The organism is Actinokineospora spheciospongiae (assembly GCF_000564855.1).
Lineage (GTDB): Bacteria > Actinomycetota > Actinomycetes > Mycobacteriales > Pseudonocardiaceae > Actinokineospora > Actinokineospora spheciospongiae.
Window position 1 is genome coordinate 81757 of sequence record NZ_AYXG01000101.1, and the last position, 19168, is coordinate 100924.

At 73.5% G+C, this 19168-nt stretch carries 4 protein-coding genes; all 4 read right to left on the reverse strand.

Features of this window, described 5'->3' with window-relative positions; translation table 11 throughout:
• Positions 1-16: 16 nt before the first annotated feature.
• Genes UO65_RS14190 through UO65_RS14205 form a run of 4 tightly spaced genes read right to left on the reverse strand, consistent with a single transcriptional unit; the run spans position 17 to position 19167 of the window.
• Positions 17-16477, reverse strand: coding sequence for a WXG100-like domain-containing protein (locus UO65_RS14190; protein WP_035282715.1), 16461 nt, complete (start codon positions 16475-16477; stop codon positions 17-19).
• 60 nt (positions 16478-16537) lie between these two features.
• On the reverse strand, positions 16538-16858 hold the full coding sequence (locus UO65_RS14195; RefSeq protein WP_035282717.1) for a WXG100 family type VII secretion target: 321 nt from the start codon (positions 16856-16858) through the stop codon (positions 16538-16540).
• Positions 16851-17327, reverse strand: coding sequence for a YbaB/EbfC family DNA-binding protein (locus UO65_RS14200; RefSeq protein WP_233427569.1), 477 nt, complete (start codon positions 17325-17327; stop codon positions 16851-16853). Before UO65_RS14200 ends, UO65_RS14195 begins: the two co-directional genes overlap by 8 nt.
• Position 17328: 1 nt before the next feature.
• Positions 17329-19167 (reverse strand): hypothetical protein, encoded by a 1839-nt coding sequence (locus UO65_RS14205; RefSeq protein WP_035282719.1) that lies wholly within the window; start codon positions 19165-19167, stop codon positions 17329-17331.
• Between the last annotated feature and the right edge of the window lies 1 nt (position 19168).

Sequence of the window (19168 nt, forward strand, 5' to 3'; positions counted from 1 at the left end):
GCGCGGTCCACCGGGGTCACAGCCACTCGGGCCACTGCAGGGACGCCGCCACGGAGTGCTCACCGGGGCGGGACACGACCGGGTCGCCCGCGAACTCGACCAGCTCGGCGGCGCGGGGCGGCAGGACCACCCGTCGGGGGGCACCGGTCTCGTCCACGCCCTCCAGGGTCACCGAGCGCACCAGTTCGGCCAGTTCGGGGCGGGTCGCCAGGAAGGCCAGGACGACCGTCCACAGCTCACCCGCGCGCGGGTGGCCCGCGATGGCGTCGGCCACGGCGAGCAGGTTCAGGTCCCCGTCGCGCTCGCGCAGGTCCCGCACCAGCTCCTCGATGACCCGCTTGGCCGCCTCGTCCACCGGGAGCCCGGCGAGCGACCCCGCCGTGGGCTCGTCCACCGGGCCGGGGTCGCCGGGGCTGAACCCGGCCAGGCCGGGCAGCTCGGCGGCGTCGGCCAGACCCGCCAGGCGGGCCAGGTCGGGCAGCACGCCGTCACCCGGGAGGCCGCCCGCGAACGGTGCCGCGCCCGGAACCGCCCCGGGTGCGGCGGGAACCCCCGCGGACACCGGGGGAACTCCCGCGAGGGCGTCGCGGTGCAGGTCGGCGATCGGGTGGCCCTTCGGCACGGCGAGCAGACCGCTGCCACCCGCCCAGCCGGAAGGGCTGTCCACCACGGCCTCGGCCGGGCCCAGGTCGTCCGCCCGCAGCCGGGGGTCGGCGTGGACACCGCCGAAGCGGGACAGGATCTCGTTGGCGGCGATGGCCGCCGCCGCGTCCCGGCTCTCGCGGGTGCCGCGCTCCAACTCGGAGGCGAACCGGTCGTACTGGTCCATGGGCGCCTCCTCGTGGAAGACCTCGTTCACGTCGAGCAGGGCGATGCCCGCGCCCGCCGCGAGGTCGTACAGGTCGGCGACGTTGGTCAGGTAGTCCAGGTCCAACTCGTCGTCCTCGCCGCTGACACCGTGGCGGGCCTGGGTGAGCACCTGCCACCGCGCCGCGGCGCGGGCGATGTCGGCGCGCGACACGTCGGTCCACAGCACCGCCTTCCACCGCTCCCCCGCGGTGCGCGCGGTGTGCAGGAGGTTGTCGCGGAAGTGGGCCACCGCCCCGGCGGTGCGCAGCGCGCCGCCCAGCACCACCGAGTGCACCAGGCGCGGCAGCTCCAGCAGCTCCGGCAGCGGCGGCAGCCCGCGGTCACCCGCCCAGGTGTAGCGGCGCTCGCCCGCGGCGGACCGGGTGACCGCGTTGTCCGGGGCCGCCGCCAGGGCGACCGGGGTCAGGTCGGCGTGGGAGGGGGTGGACTTGGTGAGGTCGAGCCGCTTGACCAACTCGGTCCGCTCGGCCGCGGAGAGGTCGGCGTGGTCCTGCCCGGCCAGGTGCGACTGGGCCGCGCGCGGGGCGGGCGGGGCGAACACGCCCTCGCCGCGCGCCTCGTCGGTGGCCACGTGCAGGTCGATCACCGTCGAGGGCACCGAGTCGGCGTCGTCGTCGGTGGACCGGGACAGCTCGTCACCGTCGGTGGACCGGGATGGCGCGGCGCCGTCATCGGACCGGACCTCCATCACGACACCGGGATGCCCGGGGGTGGGGGTGGGGCTGTCGGTGAGCGGGCCGGGCACGTCGGGCCGCTCCCCCGCCGTCCGGAGCCCGCCGCCGTCGGGGAAGGACCGGGTACCGCTGGCGAACAGCGTCACCGGGGAGTCCGGGCCGCGCACGTCACCGCGGTAGCCGTCCTCGCGCAGCAGGTCCGCCAACCCGCCGAGCCGGTTGCCCAGGGCCGGGTCGGCCACGCGGCAGCTCAGGAACACCAGCTCCGAGTGCCTGCGCCACGCCTGCCCGCCGGGCAGCGCGGAACTCGCGAGCAGCCGGAGCACCCCGGCCTCGTCGATCCGGACCTCCTTGCCGTCGGACCTGCGCCGGACGGCGAACCCGTCGGCGGAGTGGTGCATGGCCACCGAGTAGGCGCCCGCGTCACCGACGCCGTGCGCGAAGGCCTCCGACAAGATCTCCGCCTCGCCCGCCCGGGGGAACGCGACGCCGACCACCTCGCCCGAGGCGTCGGTCAACGGGGTGAACACCACGTCGTCGGCGTCGACGTGCTCGGGGGCGAGCAGCTCGGTCAGCGGGACGGGGTTGTCCAGGGTTCCCGGCGCGCGGGTGGTCGAGTCCTGGGTTGTCGCGTCCTGGGTGGGCGCGGCGTCCGGGGTGGCCATCTCGACGCCGGGGCGGCCACCGCCGAGCAGCAGGACGTCCGACAGCGCGACCACGTCGATGATGACGGTGCGCCTGCGGGTGGCCAGGTCCGGCCCGTCCGGGCGCGGGTTCCGGCTGCGGCCACCGGAGTGGACGGTCGGCTCGAAGGACGCCGGGTTCGGCAGCGTGGCGCGGTCGTGGCCGTGCCGGGTGTACCGCTCGTGCTCCGCGGCCAGGGTGTCCATCAGCAGGTCCCGGACGGCGCGGGCGCGGGCCTCACCGGTGCGCACCGCGTGGGTGCGGGAGTTGCCGTAGCCGACGATGGAGATCCGCGGCGGGAACTCGTCCGGCCCGCGGCGGCGCATGTCCTCGAACAGGCCGTAGGCCAGCTCCTGGACCTGCCACCGGGCCTGGTCGTCGAGCCGGGTCTGCTCGGTCTGGAACAGCACGGTGGTCTGCTCGGCCGGGGAGACGGCCGTGGGGCGCACCCCCATGGCCTCCTCGTAGAGCACGTCGTAGGCCGCCGGGTCCATCCCGCGCGGCGGGACGGCGGGACCGGGGTCGGCGGGCTGGGGGCCCGCGGAAGGCCGGCCGGGCTGCGTCCGGGTCGGCTGGGCCTGGGTGGGCTGGGTGGGCTGCGCCTGCGGGGCTGCCCGGTGCCGTGCCGGGGCCTGCGGGGGCGCCTGCGCCGGGGCGGGAGCGTTGCGCTGGGCCTCGGCGCGCGGGCGCGGCTCGCGGGCGGGGACCTCGAAGACCTGGTTGTTCTCCTCGGCGATGCGGACCCGCGGCTGCGGCCTCGGGTCGAGGTGGAACGGGTCGCCGTGCGAGGAACCCGAGGACGAGGGCCGCGAACCGGTCGAGGCCGCGTCGAAGTCGCGGGCCAGGTCGTCGAGGTCGAAGGGGTCGGAGTGCCGCGACTGCTCGGGCAGGTCCGGCAGCACGGCGCGGGCGGCGTCCCAGTTCACCAGGGCGAGCGCGTGCTCGTCGGGGAACAGCCCGTCGACGGCGACGTTGGCGCGCAGCTCCTGCTCGCTGAGCGGGCCGAAGCGGTGGTAGCGGCCGAAGTTGTCGTCGTAGAGCAGCGCCGGGTCGACCAGCTCCGCCGCGCGCATCACCTCGTGGTAGGTGTGCTGGTAGTGGTTGGTGCTGCCCAGGAAGCCGACCAGGCCCATCCGCAGCACGTCGAGGTTCAGACCGGCGTTGCGGTGCTGGTTGAGCATCGACGCCAAGGTGAGCACCAGGTGCGTCGACCCGGAGGAACCGGTGCTGACCAACCCACCGGTGTTCTCGGCCCGCTGGTGCAGCCCACCCTCCCGCGACCCGCCCGAGGGTCCGGGCTGCCCCGGCTCGGTGGACGGCCCGGGGTCGACGTGCAGGGCCATCTCCATGCGGTTCTCAGCGGGAACCCACTGGAGTTCCCCGTCGCGCACGCCGGTGGCCAGCTCGCGCTGGCTCAGCGGCGGGTGGACATCTTCCGGCCGGGTCCGGGTGCGGATGCTCCGGGTGATCTCGTCGATCTGCCGCTGCCGCTCCGCCCGGGACAGGGACGTGTCCTGGGTGAGCCGGGTGATTTCCTGAACGGCGTCGGTGGGGCGCCGCTGCGACCGCTCCGCCTCGATCTGCGGGTGGCGGGTGTGCAGGTCGGGCAGCGCGCCGAGCAGGTCCTCCCCCCGGGCGAGGGACCAGATGAGCGTGATCCGCTCACGCAGGTTGCCGGACTGCACCACCTGCTGGTTCTGGGTGCCGACCCCGACCGCCCCGATCAGGGACGGCTCGTTCTCCCCGGCCCAGCGCTTGCGCCGCTGCGGCACCACACCCCAGACCGCCTGGGCGAACCGCCCGAACTCGGCCTGGACGTCCTCGCGCCGCATCAGGTAGTCGGCCAACCGGCGCTCGTACTCCTCGGCCCGCCGCTGGAACTCCAGCCGCGCGTCGAACCAACTGCGCGAGAACTCCCCCAGGTCGGACAACCGCTGCGGCCGACCGGCGGACCCGCCGTCGTCGTCGCCCAGGGTCACCGAGCGGGCAGCCGGACCACCCGCCGCGTCCGCGCCGGGCGCGGGCACGCTGCTGCTGCGGACAGCCGACCCCGTGGCGGGGTTCGCCACCGCGACCGGCGCGCTGTTGCGGCGGCGAGGCGGGGTGTCGGCGGGGGTGCGGGTGCCGTTCGTCGTCGACTGCTCGACCGCGTGGGTGGGGGTGGCGGACGAGTCGGTGGGGGTCGTCCTCGCCGTGCTGGTGGTGACCGGCCCGGGGGTGGCCAGGTTGAGGGCGGGGGGCCTGGGGTTGTTGGTGGGCGTGGAAGTGGCCTGCTTGGGAGCGGTCGAGGTGGAGTTGGCCGGTTCGGGGGTGGCCGGGCTGGGGATGGCCGAGTCGGTGTTGACCGGCTCGGGGGTGGCCAGATCGGAGTTGACCGACTCCGGGGTGACCGAGTTCAAGGCGGCGGGCTCGGGCGTGGCCCGGCTGAGGTCAATCGGCTCCACATCGGCCGGGTTGGAAGGGGCCGAATCGCGGCTGACCGACTCCGGGCTGACCACGCCGGAGTCGACCGACCCCGGGCTGACCGAGTTCGAGACAGCAGGCTCGGGCGTGGCCCGGCTGAGGTCAACCGGCTCCACATCGGCCGGGTTGGAAGGCGCCGAATCGCGGGTGACCGACTCCGGGGTGACCGAGTTCGAGACAGCGGGCTCGGGCGTGGCCCGGTTCGGGTTGACCGACTGCGGGGTGACCGGGTTGGTGATGGCCGAGGCGGGGTTGACCTGCTCGGGAGTGCTCCGGGTGAGGGTGGCCGAGTCGGGGGTGATGGGTTCGGGGGTGGCCGGGGTGGACTCCTGGCCGTTCGAGGTGTGGGACTGCTCGGGGGTGGGCTGGTTGCCGGGGCGGTGGGTGGGTTCGGTCGGGGTGGGGGCGGCCTCGGGGTCGACCTGCGCGGGCTCGCGTGCCGCGCTCGCTTCGGGAGTGGTGCTCGCGGGGTCGGGGGTGGGCGCTTCCGGGGCGCGGGTCGTGCTGGGGTTCTCCTCCTGCCGGGCGACCTGGGCCGACTCGTTCGCGGGGTCGGTGAGCGCCGACTCCGGGGTGGTGTTCGGCAGGTGGCCGGTGGTGGGGGTCGAGTTCTCCTCGGCGAGGGCACCGTTCAGGTCGCGGGCGGCTCCTTCGGCGTTCGAGGAGGTGCGCACCGGCAGGCGGGTCGGGGTTTCGGGGGTGGCGGCGCCCTGGGGGGTTCCGCGCCGGGGCGACGAGTCGCCGTGGTCGGTGGGCGTCCGCGGGTCCGGGACCGAGCGGGTGCGGGTCGGCGTGGTGGGGGTGCTGTCGGACGATTGCCCCGCGGTCCGCGGTCGATCGCCGGGAGAGGTGGGGCCTTCGGCACCGCCCCGCCGCTGCTGGGCGCGGTCGGCCGCACGCTCCAACTGCTCCTGCACCTCACGCCTGCGCCCGGGCGACTCGCTCTCGATCTGCTGCTGGACGCGCTCCTGCTCGGCCTCGAACCAGGCCCGCTCTTCCGCCAACTCCCGAGCCGCGGCACCATCCTCCCGCGAGGGTCCGACAGGCGTCTCCCCGGAGCCCTCCTCCGAAGCCCGCTCAGCAGTCGCCTCCACCACGGGACGCTCCCCGGCGGGAACCTCACCCTCGGCAACCTCATCACCCACGCGCTGCCCGGCAGCCAACTCCTCGGCCCGCTTGGCCGCAGCCTCCTCCTCGACCTGCCTCGCCGCAGCTTCCTCAGCCCGCCTCGCCGCAGCCTCTTCCTCAGCCCGCTTCGCAGCAGCTTCCTCAGCCTGCTTCGCCGCAGCCTCTTCAACCCGCTTGGCCGCGGCCTCCCTCTCAGCCTGCTTCGCCGCAGCCTCCCTCTCAGCCTGCTTCGCCGCAGCCTCCTCAGCCCGCTTCGCCGCAGCCTCCCTCTCAGCCCGCTTCGCCGCAGCCTCCCTCTCAGCCTGCTTCGCCGCAGCCTCCTCAGCCCGCTTGCGGTCGGCTTCGGTCTGGTCGGCTTGGCGTTGCCGCTCCGCCTCAACACGCCGGCGGTCGGCCTCTGCCGTCTGGCGCTGCCGCTCCTCATCTGCGGTGCGCTGGGCGCCGCCGTCGTCGGAGTCGGTGCTGTTGTCGGAGCTGGTGTCCGATTGGGAGCTGCCGTCGTCGGGGGTGGTGTTGGTGGGGGTTTCGCCGCGGGCCGTGGCGAGGGCGCTCTGGTAGGTGTCGTAGGCCGACCACCACTTGCCCGCGGCCTTGTCGGCTTCGGCCTTGCCCTTCTCGACCTCCGCGAGGCCGTCCTCCAGGGCCTCCGGCGTCAGCACGTCGTCGAGGGCGTTGCGCATTCCCTCCAACTGCACCACGGCCTTGTTCCAGGCTTCGCCGGTCTCCTTGAGCTTGTTGACCGCGTCGACCAGTTCCTTGGGCAGTGCGGTGGCCGCGTCCGGGGTGCTGCGGATGACGTAGGCGTCGTGCACCTTGAGGTCGGCGGCGCCGGTCTTGAGCGTGCTGAACAGGCCGCCCGTGGGGCGGAAGACGAAGCGGAACTCGGCGGTGCGCAGGTCGGCGCGGGTGACCTTGTCCTCGGGCTTGACCGCCTCGGGGGACTGGGGGGTGGTGACGCTGCCCGCGGGCTTGGTGACCTCGGTCGTGCCGACGAGGTCCTTGGCCGAGATCGGCAGCCGCTTGCGGGTGTTGCCGAACAGCGACTGGAAGTTCCGCCGCCCCTCGCTCAACGAGTTCGCGCCCGCCGGGTGGCCCGCGCCCACGCTCATCGCGAGTGCCGTCGCCCCGGTCCTGTACTCGTTGCCGGACTTGAACTCGACCTTCACCTTCCGGCCCGCCTTCTCCGAACCCTTGACCTGCACGCCCGCGCTGGCCGAGGCCAACCGGGGCGGGTCGGGGAAGCGCACGTGCACCTCGAGTTCGCCCTTGACGTGCGAGGGCAGCGGGAGCGAGAACTTGCCCTTGTTCATGGCGCCGAGGCCCGCCTTGGCCGCGACGACGTTGAGGCCCGACCGGAGGGCGGCGACCGTGGCGGCGTCGACCTTGGCCCCGCCGTTCTCGATGGCCTTCTCCGCGCCCCGGCGCAGGTCGCCCACGTCGCCGAGGAAGTGGTCGACGAAGAAGGTGCCGTCGGAGGGCAGGCCCGTCGCGTCCTCCCCCTTGTGCCAGGCTGCCAGCCCGTCCTTGCTGTGCTGCGACCGGTCGGTGACCGTGACCGCCGGGTCCGCCTCGCCGTAGGTCGACTTGCCCGCGGTGCGGGCGGGCAGGGAGTCCTCGGCGAGCTGGACCACGGTCACGTCCTCCGTGGTGCCCTTGACGGTGGCCAGGGTCTCGTTGGCCCGCTCCTGGCCGGTGGCGTCGACCTCGACCTTGCGCTCGATCGTCAGGTCGAACGACAGCGTGCCCCGGTAGGCGGCCATCGGGCCCGCCGCGGTGGCCGACTGCTTGCGGTCGGTCTGCTGCTCCACGGAGGTCTTGCGGTCGAACTTGCCCAGTTCGGCCCCGGCGTCGGGGCCCGTGCTGAGCGTGCTGCCCGGCTCGCCGAAGCCGGTCTTCTTCCCGGCGTTCGCCGGGTCGCCCTGCTTGGTGATGGCCATGGCGGGGCGCACGGAACCGTTGACCGACGCGATGGTGACGCCCTTGGAGCGGTCCGAGGTGCTCTTGGTGGTGGTCTTGTTCGCCGAGGTCGCCTCGGAGACGTGGTCGATCCCGGCGAACGTCGGGGTGCCCTGGAAGCTCGCCTCGAGCGTGGCGTAGTAGGTCTTCCCGGAGATGCGGTCCTCCAGGCGCAGCGGGAGGGAGCGGCCGCCGTTGAGGGAGGAGTTCACCGATCGTTCGGCGTGGGCGAGGAACTCGTTGAGCGCGCGGACGTTGTCGTGGTTCTCCGCCAGCGCCGAGTCGGGCAGCAGCCGGGCGGCGAGGTCGGCGCCCAGCTTGCCGCGCAACTGCGGCAGGACGGAGCGGCTCAGATCGATCGGCGTGGTGACCCGGCCGATGCCGATCGACGGCTTGGCCGAGCCCGCCAGGCCCGCGGGTGCGGGCAGGGTCCGGTCACCGTGCTGGGAGGGTGCGGCGGGAGCCGGGGCCGGCTCGTTGTTCATCTTGGCGATCTGCTCGTCGGTGGCCCACATCAGCACCGCGTTGTCCATGTGGAAGGTCTCGCCGGACCTGCCGATGTCAGCCGGGTCGGGCTTGGAGAACCGGCCCAGGAGGTTGCCGTGGTGGTGGACCTCGGCCACCACCGCGACGTCGAGGTCAACGGCGACGAGCGACTTCTTCACCGGCACGCCGTTCTCCATGACGGTGCGCTCGACGTTGGTGGTCTCACCGCCCTCCTTGCTGCCCCACCGCACCGACAGGGGGGTGAAGTCGGCGATGAAGATCCCGCGCGGGCTGACGATGTTGCCGGGCTTGGCGGTCGAACCCGTGCCCGACACGACCGCCACGCCCGTGCTGGTCGCCCCGAGGCCGTTGTCGACGCCCCGGCCCGAGCCCGCGGTGGTGCGGCTGCCCGTTCGCTCCTGGATCTTCTGGAACTCCACGGGCCCGAGCTTGCGGGCCCCGGTGGGGGTGAACACCGCGGCCGCCCGGCCGCGGGCGTCGGCGAGCCTGCGGCCGTGGTGGATGCCGTCGACCTTGGTGACCTCGCTGAACAGGGTGGGGTTGCGCTTCATCGCGTCCGGGCTCACCTTCGCCTGGATCAGCCTGGTCCTGCCCCCGTCGGGGAAGCTGAAGGCCTGGTCGTTGCCCGAGGCGCGCAGCAGCGAGTCCTCCATGGACTGGTTGATGTGCTCGGTGCCGAACACGGCGACGACCTCGGCGTTGTCGAAGACCTTCGTGTCGGGCGCGAAGAGGTTGTCGATGGCGGGCGGCCTGCTGGTGACCCGGTGGTTGTTCGAGGTGATCGTCAGGGGGTCGGGCGGGGTCGTGCTGACCAGCTTGTCCGGGACGTGGACCTCGATCGGCACGACGTGCGGCGCCACCGGGGTCGAGTCGGTGGACAGGCTCAGCGTCTCGACCTCGGGCACGGTGCGCCCGGGCTTGCCGAAGGTGATGGCGCGGGTGCGCTCGTTGAGCCGGTTGTAGGTGCGGACCTCCTCGGTGATCTCGAGGGTGCCGCGGAACTTGTGGAGCTTGCGCTTGTCGACGGTGCCGTCCGCCTTGAGGCCGTCGCCGTCGGTGCGCACGACCGAGCCCTTGTCCCCGACGCTCAGCTTGTCCGTCCTGGACCTGCTGTGGGTGCCCTTCACCTCGCCGATGTAGACGCCGAAGGCGCTGCCGATCGGGCCCTGCACCCGGGCCTGGCCGCCGAAGGCGAAGGACTTCTTGCTGCCCTTGCCGAACTCCACCTCGGACTTGGACTTGGCGGTGCTGCCGCTCTCGGCCTCGGTGAGCGTCTTGCCGGGCACGTCGGTGAAGTCGGTCAGCTTGGCCCTGAGCGTGACCAGCGCGTGGTACTCGCGGAAGACGCCCTTCTTGACGACCTCCATGGTCAGGCCGTTCGGCGACAGCATGGTGTCGACCAGTTCGGAGAGCTGGGCCGAGGTCAGCTTGGCGGCCAGGTCGTCGCCCCGGGACAGCAGCTCGTTGACCCGGTTCTGGGTGGTGTGCCACTTGGCCAGGTCCGGCGAGTCGAACGTCCGCAGGAACTTGCTCGAGCTCAGGTGGTACCAGCGGTGGCCGGGGGTCTTCTGCAGCAGTTCGGCCACCTTCTCCCGGATGTGGCCGTTGTCGTAGAGCTCGTTGATCTTGCCGCCGCTCAGGGACAGCTTGGACTCCATGTGGGGAGGCCCGTAGTGCACCCGCGGCGGGGTGGCCGCGGGAGGAGCGGGGGTCGAGTCGGTCGCGGTGTTCGGAGTCGCGGTGCTCGGGGTCGCGGTGTTCGGCGGGTTGGGCGTCGTGCCGGGTGCCGTGTCGTCCGGGAGCATCCCGGCCCGCTCGGCGCGGTCGCGCCGGGTCCACTGGATGGCCTCGACGTGGCCCACCAGCGGCACGGGGTCGTGGCCCACCCGGCGGACCTGGAGGTCGTAGACCGCCCGGTAGCGCACGGCGTCGCCGGTCGTGGACAGGGTGTCCTTGGCGACGTCGTTGCGGGTGATGTTCTGGGAGTTCTCCTTCGACACGCTGATCCCGCCCGTCGGCCCACCGCCGACGAAGAACGCCGGGGTGTCGACGCCCCAGCCGAAGAAGGCGATGCCCCCGGTGGTGCGGGAGGTGGTGTGCTTGTCGCCGGAACCGAGGTCCAGGGCACCGGTGTCGGTGTGCTTGACGTCCTTGGGCTGCTCGATGACCTGCACGTACCGGGTCACCGCGCGGACCTCGACCTGGTCGACGGCCTGCGACCAGCTCTTGCTGTGCTTGCCCTTGTGCAGGACCTGGTCGGCCCGCACCCAGCCCTCGTCCTTGCCGACCGCCGTCGGGTCGGACACCGCGTTGGGGACGACCTTGTCCGTGAGGGTGGACTCGGAGAACAGCTCCCGCAGGGCCGTGCGCCCGTCGGCGCCCACCGCCACGAGCTGCTTGGCGAACAGTCCCTTGGCCTGGTCGAAGAAGCTCTTGCCGCCCTCGGTCTTGGCGTGCGCGGTCTCGACCGCGAACCGCCTGGGCATGGTGCTGGTGGGCGCGACGAAGGGGCCCGCGGTGCTCTCCTGCTGGAGGGTGGTGGGCACGCTGAGCCCGACCTTGCCGGTGGTCGTCTGGGCGTCGCCCACCCTCGCCCCGGAGGCGTCGAAGAGCGTGTAGGTGAACTTGATCGGGACCTCGACGTCCTCGAGGGCCTTCAGCTCGACGGTGGAGCTCTGGGTGGCCTTGTAGGTGGACTTGTGCTCGTGCGCCCCGCTGGGCGCGGCGGGCACGTCGAGGCCCGCCCCGACGAACATCGGCGGGATGGCGGTGAAGCCCACCTGGACCCGCGCGACGCCGTCCCGGGAGTTGTCGACCTTCTGCTCGTTGGTGGACTCGACCTTGGCGGTCGGCTTGGCCTTGCCGTACTCCTTGGCGTCCTCGGCCTTGGTCGTGGTGGCGTCCGCGCTGTCGTCGGTCTTGGTCGTGGCGGCGTCGGTGCCGTCGGTCTTGGCCGCGTCCGCCTTCTTCTCCTTGAGCGTGAGGCCGTCCCAGAGGGGCTCCGAGAGGATGTGCAGCTCCATGTGCTTGCCGTTGACCCTGATGGGGGTCGTCTTCCCGGCTCCCATCAGGGTCAGCGCGGCACCCTCGACCTGCTCCTCCTGGATCTGCTTGACGTCGGCGTTGTCGGCCAGGCCCTTGATCAGGGCGTCGAGGCCGGAGCGGATGTCGGCACCCACGACCTTGTCGATCTGCTTCGCCTTCCCGGGCGAGCGGTTGTCCCTGGAGTAGGCGGGGATCTTGCGCTTGACCTCTTGTGCGGCCGGGTCGGTGGTGGTGCCGCCGTTGGTCGTGGTGGCGCCGTTGTTGGGTGTGGTGGCGCCGTTGTCAGTACCGGTGTTCGTGGTGCCGGAGCCGGTGCCGTTGTTGGTCGTGGTGCCGTTGTTGGTGGTGTCGCCCCCGGGCCTGGTGAGGTTGTCGAGTTCGATGGTCTCGATGATGTCCGGCAGGAGCGCGGCCGGGCGCCGCCCGCCGCGCGACGACGGGTTCGCGTCGCTCACCGGGGTGGGCGTCGGGGGCGTGGGCGTCGGCGGGGTGGGCGGCTTGGGCGGCATCTCGGCCGGGACGTGCATCTCCGAGTACGGGCCCTGGCTGACCACGCCCGGCCGCGCGGTCCACGGACGCGCCGGGACGGGGCGCGGGTTGGCCGGGGCGCCGAGGGAGTGGTCCACCACCTGGCCCGCGCCGCGGGACACCTCGTCGATCTTCCTGATGTCCTCCGGGGGCAGGAACAGGCCGCGGCTGGCCCGGGGACCCATGATGCCCTCGCGGTCGGCCCGGCTGAACAGCATCTTGGGGTCGGCGTAGCCCTCGCCGAGGCCCGCGAAGTGGAACAGCTCGTGCAGCAGGCTCGCCGGGCCCTCGCGCAGGTCCCACTGCACCTGGTTGGTCTCGCGCGTGTCACCCTTCGCCGAGTCGAACACCTCCACCGGCACCGAGCGGTGGGAGTCGGTGTCCCAACCCGACTCCGGGCCGTTGGAGAACTTCGCCTCGATGGTGAAGTGCGCCTGGTCGCCGTTGGCGAAGTGCGAGCGCTGGTTGAACCTCTCGTCGAGCACCTGTTGCATCTGCTCGACCAGCGCGCGGCTGCCCGCGGGGTCGACCGCCCCGGCCTTGGCGTGCACCTCGACCGGGATGGTGAACTCCCGCACCCACTTGCCGGGCGCCACCTCGAAGCGGCGCAGGTCGAAGCGGATCTGCGTGATGGTCCCCGCCCGCTGCCCGTCCTTGGTGCGCCCGCTCGCGAACGGGTCGAACCGCTCGGCGCTGAACCGCGTGGGCTGCGCCGAGTCGCGCCGCCCGTTCCAGTCCTTCGGGGCGACGAAGTCCGGTCCCGGTCCACCTGCGGACCGCCCACCGGGGGCGTGCGGGGTCCCGTCGAGGGCGAGGCTCGCCGCCGCCGCGGCCGCCAGCGCGTCCTGCGCCGGGGTCGGCGCGTCGGGGTCGGTGCTCGACCGCTGCGCACCGGGCCGGTTCTGCGGCTGGGTCGCCTGCTCACCCGCCTTGGCCGTGGCCTGCTGGGACCGCTGCTCGGCGGCGGGGGTCTCCGGGCGGAGCGTGGACTCGGCCTTGGGGGCGGGGCCCGTGGAGGAGGTGGCGGTGGACTGACCGGCACCCGGGGCGGGGCGTGCCGGGGCGTCGGTGCGGGAGGACGTCTCGGGGCGCGACTGTCCCTCGGAACGGGGCTGGGCCTCCGTGCGGGCAGAGCCCTCCGGCCGCGCTGAGGACTCCGGGCGGGCCGAGGACTCCGGGCGGGCCGAAGAATCCGGACGCGCCGGAGCCTCCGGGCGAGCCGAGGACTCCGAGCGGACTGGCGCCTCCGCCCGGACTGGGGCCTCCGACCGAGCCGTGGCCTCGGAACGGGTGGGGGCGTCCGAGCGCGCTGGTGTCTCCGAGCGCGTCGGGCTCTCCGAGCGGGCGGGGGTGTCGGCCCGGCTGGGGGTGGCGTCCGGGCGGGGTGCCTGCTGCTGGGGGGAGGTGGGCTCGGCGCCGCCGGGGGTGCGGTTCGGGGATTGGGTGGTGGGGATTTCCGGCATCACCGGGCGTGAGGTGGAGGACTGGGTAGGCGAGGCGGGCTTCGCCTGCTGGTCGGGGGTGGTCGCGTCCGAGCGGGTGGGCTGGGACTGGGTGGGGACGGGGCCGGACTGGGCAGGCGTGGACACCGGACCGGACTGGACCGGGCCGGGCACCGGACCCGGCTGCGCGGCACCGGACTGCACCGGACCGGACTGGGTCGGGGTGGGGACCGGGCCGGACTGCCCCGCACCGGAGTGCGCGGGTCCGGTCTGCACCGGACCGGGCTGGTTCGAGCCAGGTTGGCCCGAGCCGGACTGGGTCGAACCGGAGTGGGCTGCGGCGGGGATCGGACCCGGCTGCCCGGAACCGGACTGAGCAGGACCGGACTGAGCAGGATCGGACTGAGCAGGATCGGACTGGGTGGAGCGGGACTGCGAAGGGCCGGACTGAGCAGGGCCAGCCTGAGTGGGACCGGACTGGGTGGAACCGGACTGGGTGGAACCGGACTGGGTGGAACCGGACTGCGATGGGCCGGACGGAGTGGAGCCGGACTGCGCAGAACCGGGCTGGGTGGAACCAGGCTGGGTGGGGCCGGACTGAGCAGGGCCGGGCTGAGTGGGGCCGGACTGGGTGGGGGCAGCAGGAGCGAGGGGGCCCGCCGCGGGGCGGTCGGTGGGCGGGGTGGGAGGTGTGGACGGGGTGGTGTTCCCGCCTCGGGCGGGGGTTTGTGCCGGGTCGGTGGGGTTCGTCGACTGGGGGCGTCCGTCCGGTTGGGACGGAATGGTGCCGGGCTGCTGGGTCGTCGGGGTCGAGCCCGTCGTGGTCGTCTGGGACTTGCCGGTGTCGGGGCGGGAGCCGCTGTCCTGGGTGGGGGCGGTGTCGGTGCGGGTCGGGCCCGAGGTGGTGGTCTGGGGCGTCGCGTTCGTGGAGGTGTCCGACTGCTGACCCGTGGCCGGGCCGGACGAGGACGTGCGGTCCCCCACCGGGCTCCCCTGTGCGGGGGCCGCCGGGGCGGACGAGGTGCCCGGGCCGCCGGACGTCGTGCTGGGCAGCCCCTGCCCACCCGCGCGGCCGCCCGCGGACTGCTGGCCCGCGCTCTGGCCTTGACCCGCGCTCTGGCCCTGCCCCGCGCTCTGGCCTTGACCCGCGCTTTGGCCTTGACCCGCGCTCTGGCCCGTGTTCTGGCCCTGGCTGCCACTCGGGCTGCCACCCTGACCCGCACCCTGGCCGGCGTTGTTCCCGCCCGCGGCGTTGTTGCCACCCACGGTGTTCCCGCCGGGGTTCACGCCACCGGCGACCGCACCGGCCGGGTTGCCGTCGCCCGCGGTGGTGGAGTCAGCGGGCCTGGTGTCGCCGAAGCCGTCCCGGCCGCCGACGTCGGACCGCCCGCCGTCCGCACCGGCACCGTCCCGGCCACCGGTGTTCGACCCGTTCTCGCCGAAGCCCTCACGGCCACCGGTGTTGGACTGGCCGCCGTTCTCCCCGAAGCCGCCGCGGCCGTCGGCGTTCGGCTGGCGGCTGTTCTCGCCGAAGCCCTCCCGGCCGCCGGTACCCGACTGCTCGGTGTTCTCCCCGAAGCCGCCGCGACCGCCCGCGTTCGACTGCCCGTTGCCCTCACCGGAGCTGCCCCGGCCACCACCGTCGAACTGCCCGCTGGTCTCACCGGAGCCGCTGCGGCCACCGGTGCTCGACTGCCCGCTGGTCTCACCGGAGCCGCTGCGGCCACCGGTGCTCGACTGGCTGCCGGTCTCACCGGTGCTCCCGCGACCACCCGCGTTCGACTGGCCGCCGGTGTCGCTGTGACCGCCCGCGGTGTTCGTCGTGGTCTGGGGGGTGTTCTCGCCGAGGGTGACGGCGGCGGGCTTCCCGTTGGACGATCCCGCAGTGGACGACTGGGGGCTGTCGCCCGACTGGTTCGAGCGGTCCGCGCCCTGTGACTGGCCGCCGTCGGAGACGGTCGTGGGCCGGTCGCCCCCGGTCGAGGTGTCGCCCCGAGACGGGGTGTCGCCCCGGGTCGACGACGGGTCGCCCTTGCTCTCGGTCTGCACCTCGGGGGGGTCGAAGACCGTTCCGAGGGACTTGCCGGAGCCGTCGACGACCGGCTGGCCCTTCTCCGAGGTGGGGCCGCCGTCGGACGAGGTGGTGCCGCCGGGGTCCCCGTCCAGGGTGACGTTGATCGGCGTGCCGTTGCGGATCTTGTCGAAGACGGCGGCGAGCTTGGCGCCGGTGCCGCGGCTGTCGCCGTAGCCGGAGTACTCGCCCTTCTTGTACATGCCCTGCGCCGGGCCCATGGCGCCGAGCAGGCCGTCCCACACGTCGCCGTGGCCGCCGGTGGCGATGTTGACCACGGGGTTGCTGGCGGCGACCATCGCCACCTGGCCGACGGCGTAGCCCGCGTTGCCGCCCAACTTGAGGCCGATCTGCACCTTCTTGGGCAGGCCCGCCCGCACCCTGGGGTTGATCGCCCCGGCGACGCCCTTGGCCACGCCGTGGAAGACGCCCGCCGCCGCGCCGCCGATGGCGCCGCCGATGACCGAGCCCTTGAAGGAGTCCCAGTCGAAGTCGTCGCGGCCGCCCGCCGCCATCTGGCCGAGCTGGATGCCGCCGTCGAGCGCGCCCATGAAGATCGCGCCGAACGCGCCCATCTTCAGGGCGTTCACGAGCACGTTCGTGGCGACCTGCTTGATGCTCAACTGCATGATCTTCGACAGGAGCAGTCGCAGGATGCCCTGGAGCGTGAACCTGGCCGTGGTGAGCACCGGGCCGACGAAGAAGGCCCCGAACAGCGAGGAGAGCAGCGCGATCACCGTGGCCAGCGCCAGCGCCGCCATGGCGATGAGCATGATCTTGGCCTTCTGGATGTCGGCCGCGGCGGTCTTGGACGACTTGGCCAGGTCGTCGGCCTGGGTGGCCAGCTCCTCCAGGCCCTTGACCATGTCCTGGTTCAGGTAGTCGACGACGTTGGTGGCCGTGACGCCGTCCATCGCGCGGTCGACGTCGCGGGCGGCCCCGACCACCTCGTCCCTGACCGCGCGCAACTCCTTGGCGAAGTCCGTCCAGGCGCGGCTCATCGCCTTGAGGCCGCCCTCGTTGCCCTCCGGCCACTCCATGCCCAGGGTGACCTTGAAGAACTTCTGCAGGCCGTCGGGGAGACGGGTGACCTCGTCCGAGCCGCTCATCCGCCCGCCCTCCTGACCTGAACCGAATGGGAACCGCCAGCAGGTGGCGGGGAAGTCGGACTACTCGGGCGGCGTCCGGTCGATCCTGGTCGCGTGCTCGTGGTCGACGGACTGGAACGTCGTCGAGGCGCTGTCCAGGTTCTCGCCGGTCTTGACGATCCCCGTGCCCGCGTCCGCGCCGTACTTGCGGGTGTCGGTGGCGGGCTTGACGTACTTCTGCTCGAAGGCCTTGCCGATGTCGTCGGTGCCCCAGCAGCCGTCGTGGTCGTCGAGGACGACGTTGAGGGCGGTGACGGCCGTGTTCAGCCGTCCCCCCGCGCCCTTGAGCTTCTTGGTGCCCGCGGCGACGCCGTCGGGGTCGAGGCGGAACTGCTCAGTCATCGGATTTGCGCCTTCCGTTGTCGGCGGGCTTGCCCGCGGTCCCGCCGAGGGCTTCCAGGCCGCCGAAGCCGTCGAGCATCGGGCCGAGCAGGGAGTTGACCATCTCCATCGGGTCGACCTTGCCGCTGGCGAGGCCCGCGACGTCGATGCCGGGGATGGCGGGGTCGCCCATCGCCTCGCTGATCTTGGCCATGCTCTCGGCCTTGGCCCGCCCCAGCGTCTCGACGATGACGTGGGCGAGCTGCGCCGGGGGCATCGTCTTGTACTTGCCGCCGGTGAAGGCCATCTCCAGCAGCTCGCCGCGGCCGTCGACGGTCATCGACAGCGAGCGGTCCTTGGCGTGGACGGTGGTGTTCTCGTTCCACAGCCTGCCCAGCTCGCCGAGCTTGGCCCGCTCGCGGTCGAGGTCGGCCATCGCGTCGTCGGCCATGCGGCGCAGGTCCGCCTCCGACATCGAACTCCAGTTCACGTCATCTCTCCCGTTCGCTCGTCCGGCCCAGCATCCGCAACGCCTGCTCCCGCGCCTGTTCCAGCAGCTTCGCGTCCTCCTCGGACCGCTGCGGTCCCCCGGTCGGCTGCTCGGCGGGTGGGCTGCCGATCGGCGACGGGGACTTCTGCTCGGTGGCCGGGGGCCTGCCGAGCACGGTCGCGCCGACCGGGTTCTGCCACACACCTGCGTCGGCCTCCAGCGGGATCTCGGCGAAGCGCTCGTTGTCGCGCTCACCAGGACCACGTCCGCCGAGCCCCATCGGGTTCATCGGCCCGTAGCCGGGTGCCGCGGGCGGGCCCGTGTGCCCGTTGAAGGACGTGTGCGCGGCGGGTGCGCCGGGGAGCCCGGTGCCGGGTTGGACGGCGGTCAGGTCCGTGGCCAGGGGCCGGACCGGGGGTGGCCCGAACTGCCCGGACGCCGGGGTGACGGTGCCGCCCGGCATCCCGTGCCCGCCCGAGGAGGTCGCGATGGCGGGGATGGTCGGGGTGCCCCCCGGGTGCGCCGGGGGTGCGGCGACCGCCGGGACAGCGGGGCCGGGGGGCGCGGGAACGACCGGGGCCGAGGTCGCGGCGAGGGTGGCGGGCGCCGCCGCCGTGACCGGTGGGGCGGCGGTGACCGGCGGGGCCGCCGAGACCGTCACCGGGAGGACCGGGACGACGGCGGGGACGGCGTGCTCGGTGCTCGGGTCGGAGGTGACCCGGACCTGCCGCTCGTCCAGCGCCTCCCCCTGGTCCTGCGGCCTGCGCGTGGATTCCTCCTCCGTTGACTCGTCCTCCTGCTGGGTGGCGATGACGGTGCGTTCGCGCTTGCCCGTGGGCTGGGGCGCGCCTGTCCCGAGACCGGAGCTGCGGCCGAGCACCGCGGGCGGCAACCCGACGGAGGCGGCGGTGACCACACCTTGCGCGGGCGAGATCGCGGCGGCCCAGGGGCCGCCCCCGGCCGCCGTGACCTGGTCGCCCGACCCGGCGACCGCCCAGGTGGTCCCCGCGGTGGTCTCGACGGGTGCTCTGCCGACCACCGGGGTGCCCGCGAAGCCCCACTGGGTGTCGCCGGGACCCCCACCGGAGGTCACGGTCTCGCGCCTGCCGAAGGCCCCACCGCCCACTCCACCGAAGGTGCCCGACCCGGGGCCGCCCGCGGCGAAGGCGCCGGGGCCGAACCCGGCGCCCACCGCACCGTAGGTGCCCGGGTCGCCCTGGCCCTGGAACAGGTCCACGCCGGTCTGCGTGAACGAGTTCACCGGCTGGGGCCCCGGCGCGGTCTGATCGGGGGCCTGCCAGGTCTTCGCCCCGTTGATCAGCGGCAACGGGGTGATCCTGGTGCCGATGTCCCGGTAGGCGGTGCCCAGGTCGCGCACGATCTGCAACGCCGACTCGGCGTGCTGGGCCTGCACCACCTCGGGCGCCGGTGCGTCCGGGGCCGGTGGCGCCGCGGCCTGTTCGGCCTGCTTGCCCTGCAGGTCCCGGAAGCGCTGCTGGCTCGCGGCGAGGGCGTCGCCCGCCGCGCGCAGGGACGCGGCGTAGCCGGGGTTCCACGCGGCCTGCAGCACCGCGTCGACCGAGGCGCCGAGGCGGTGCGACACGTCGTCGAAGGCGACCAGCACCTCACCGTCGAGCGCCTCGTGGATCAGGCGGGCGTCGTGCCGGATGCCGTCGAGCACCTGCTGGAGCCGTTCGGTGGCGGCGTCGATCGCCCTGGCCTGCTCGTGGTACACCTCCGGGTCTCCCGCGAAGACGAGCGCGGCGAGCTGCTCGGTGGTGAGGTTGGCCAGGTTCGGGTCGTCCGCCGGGGGCGGCGGGTCGAGGGGTGCGAGTACCACG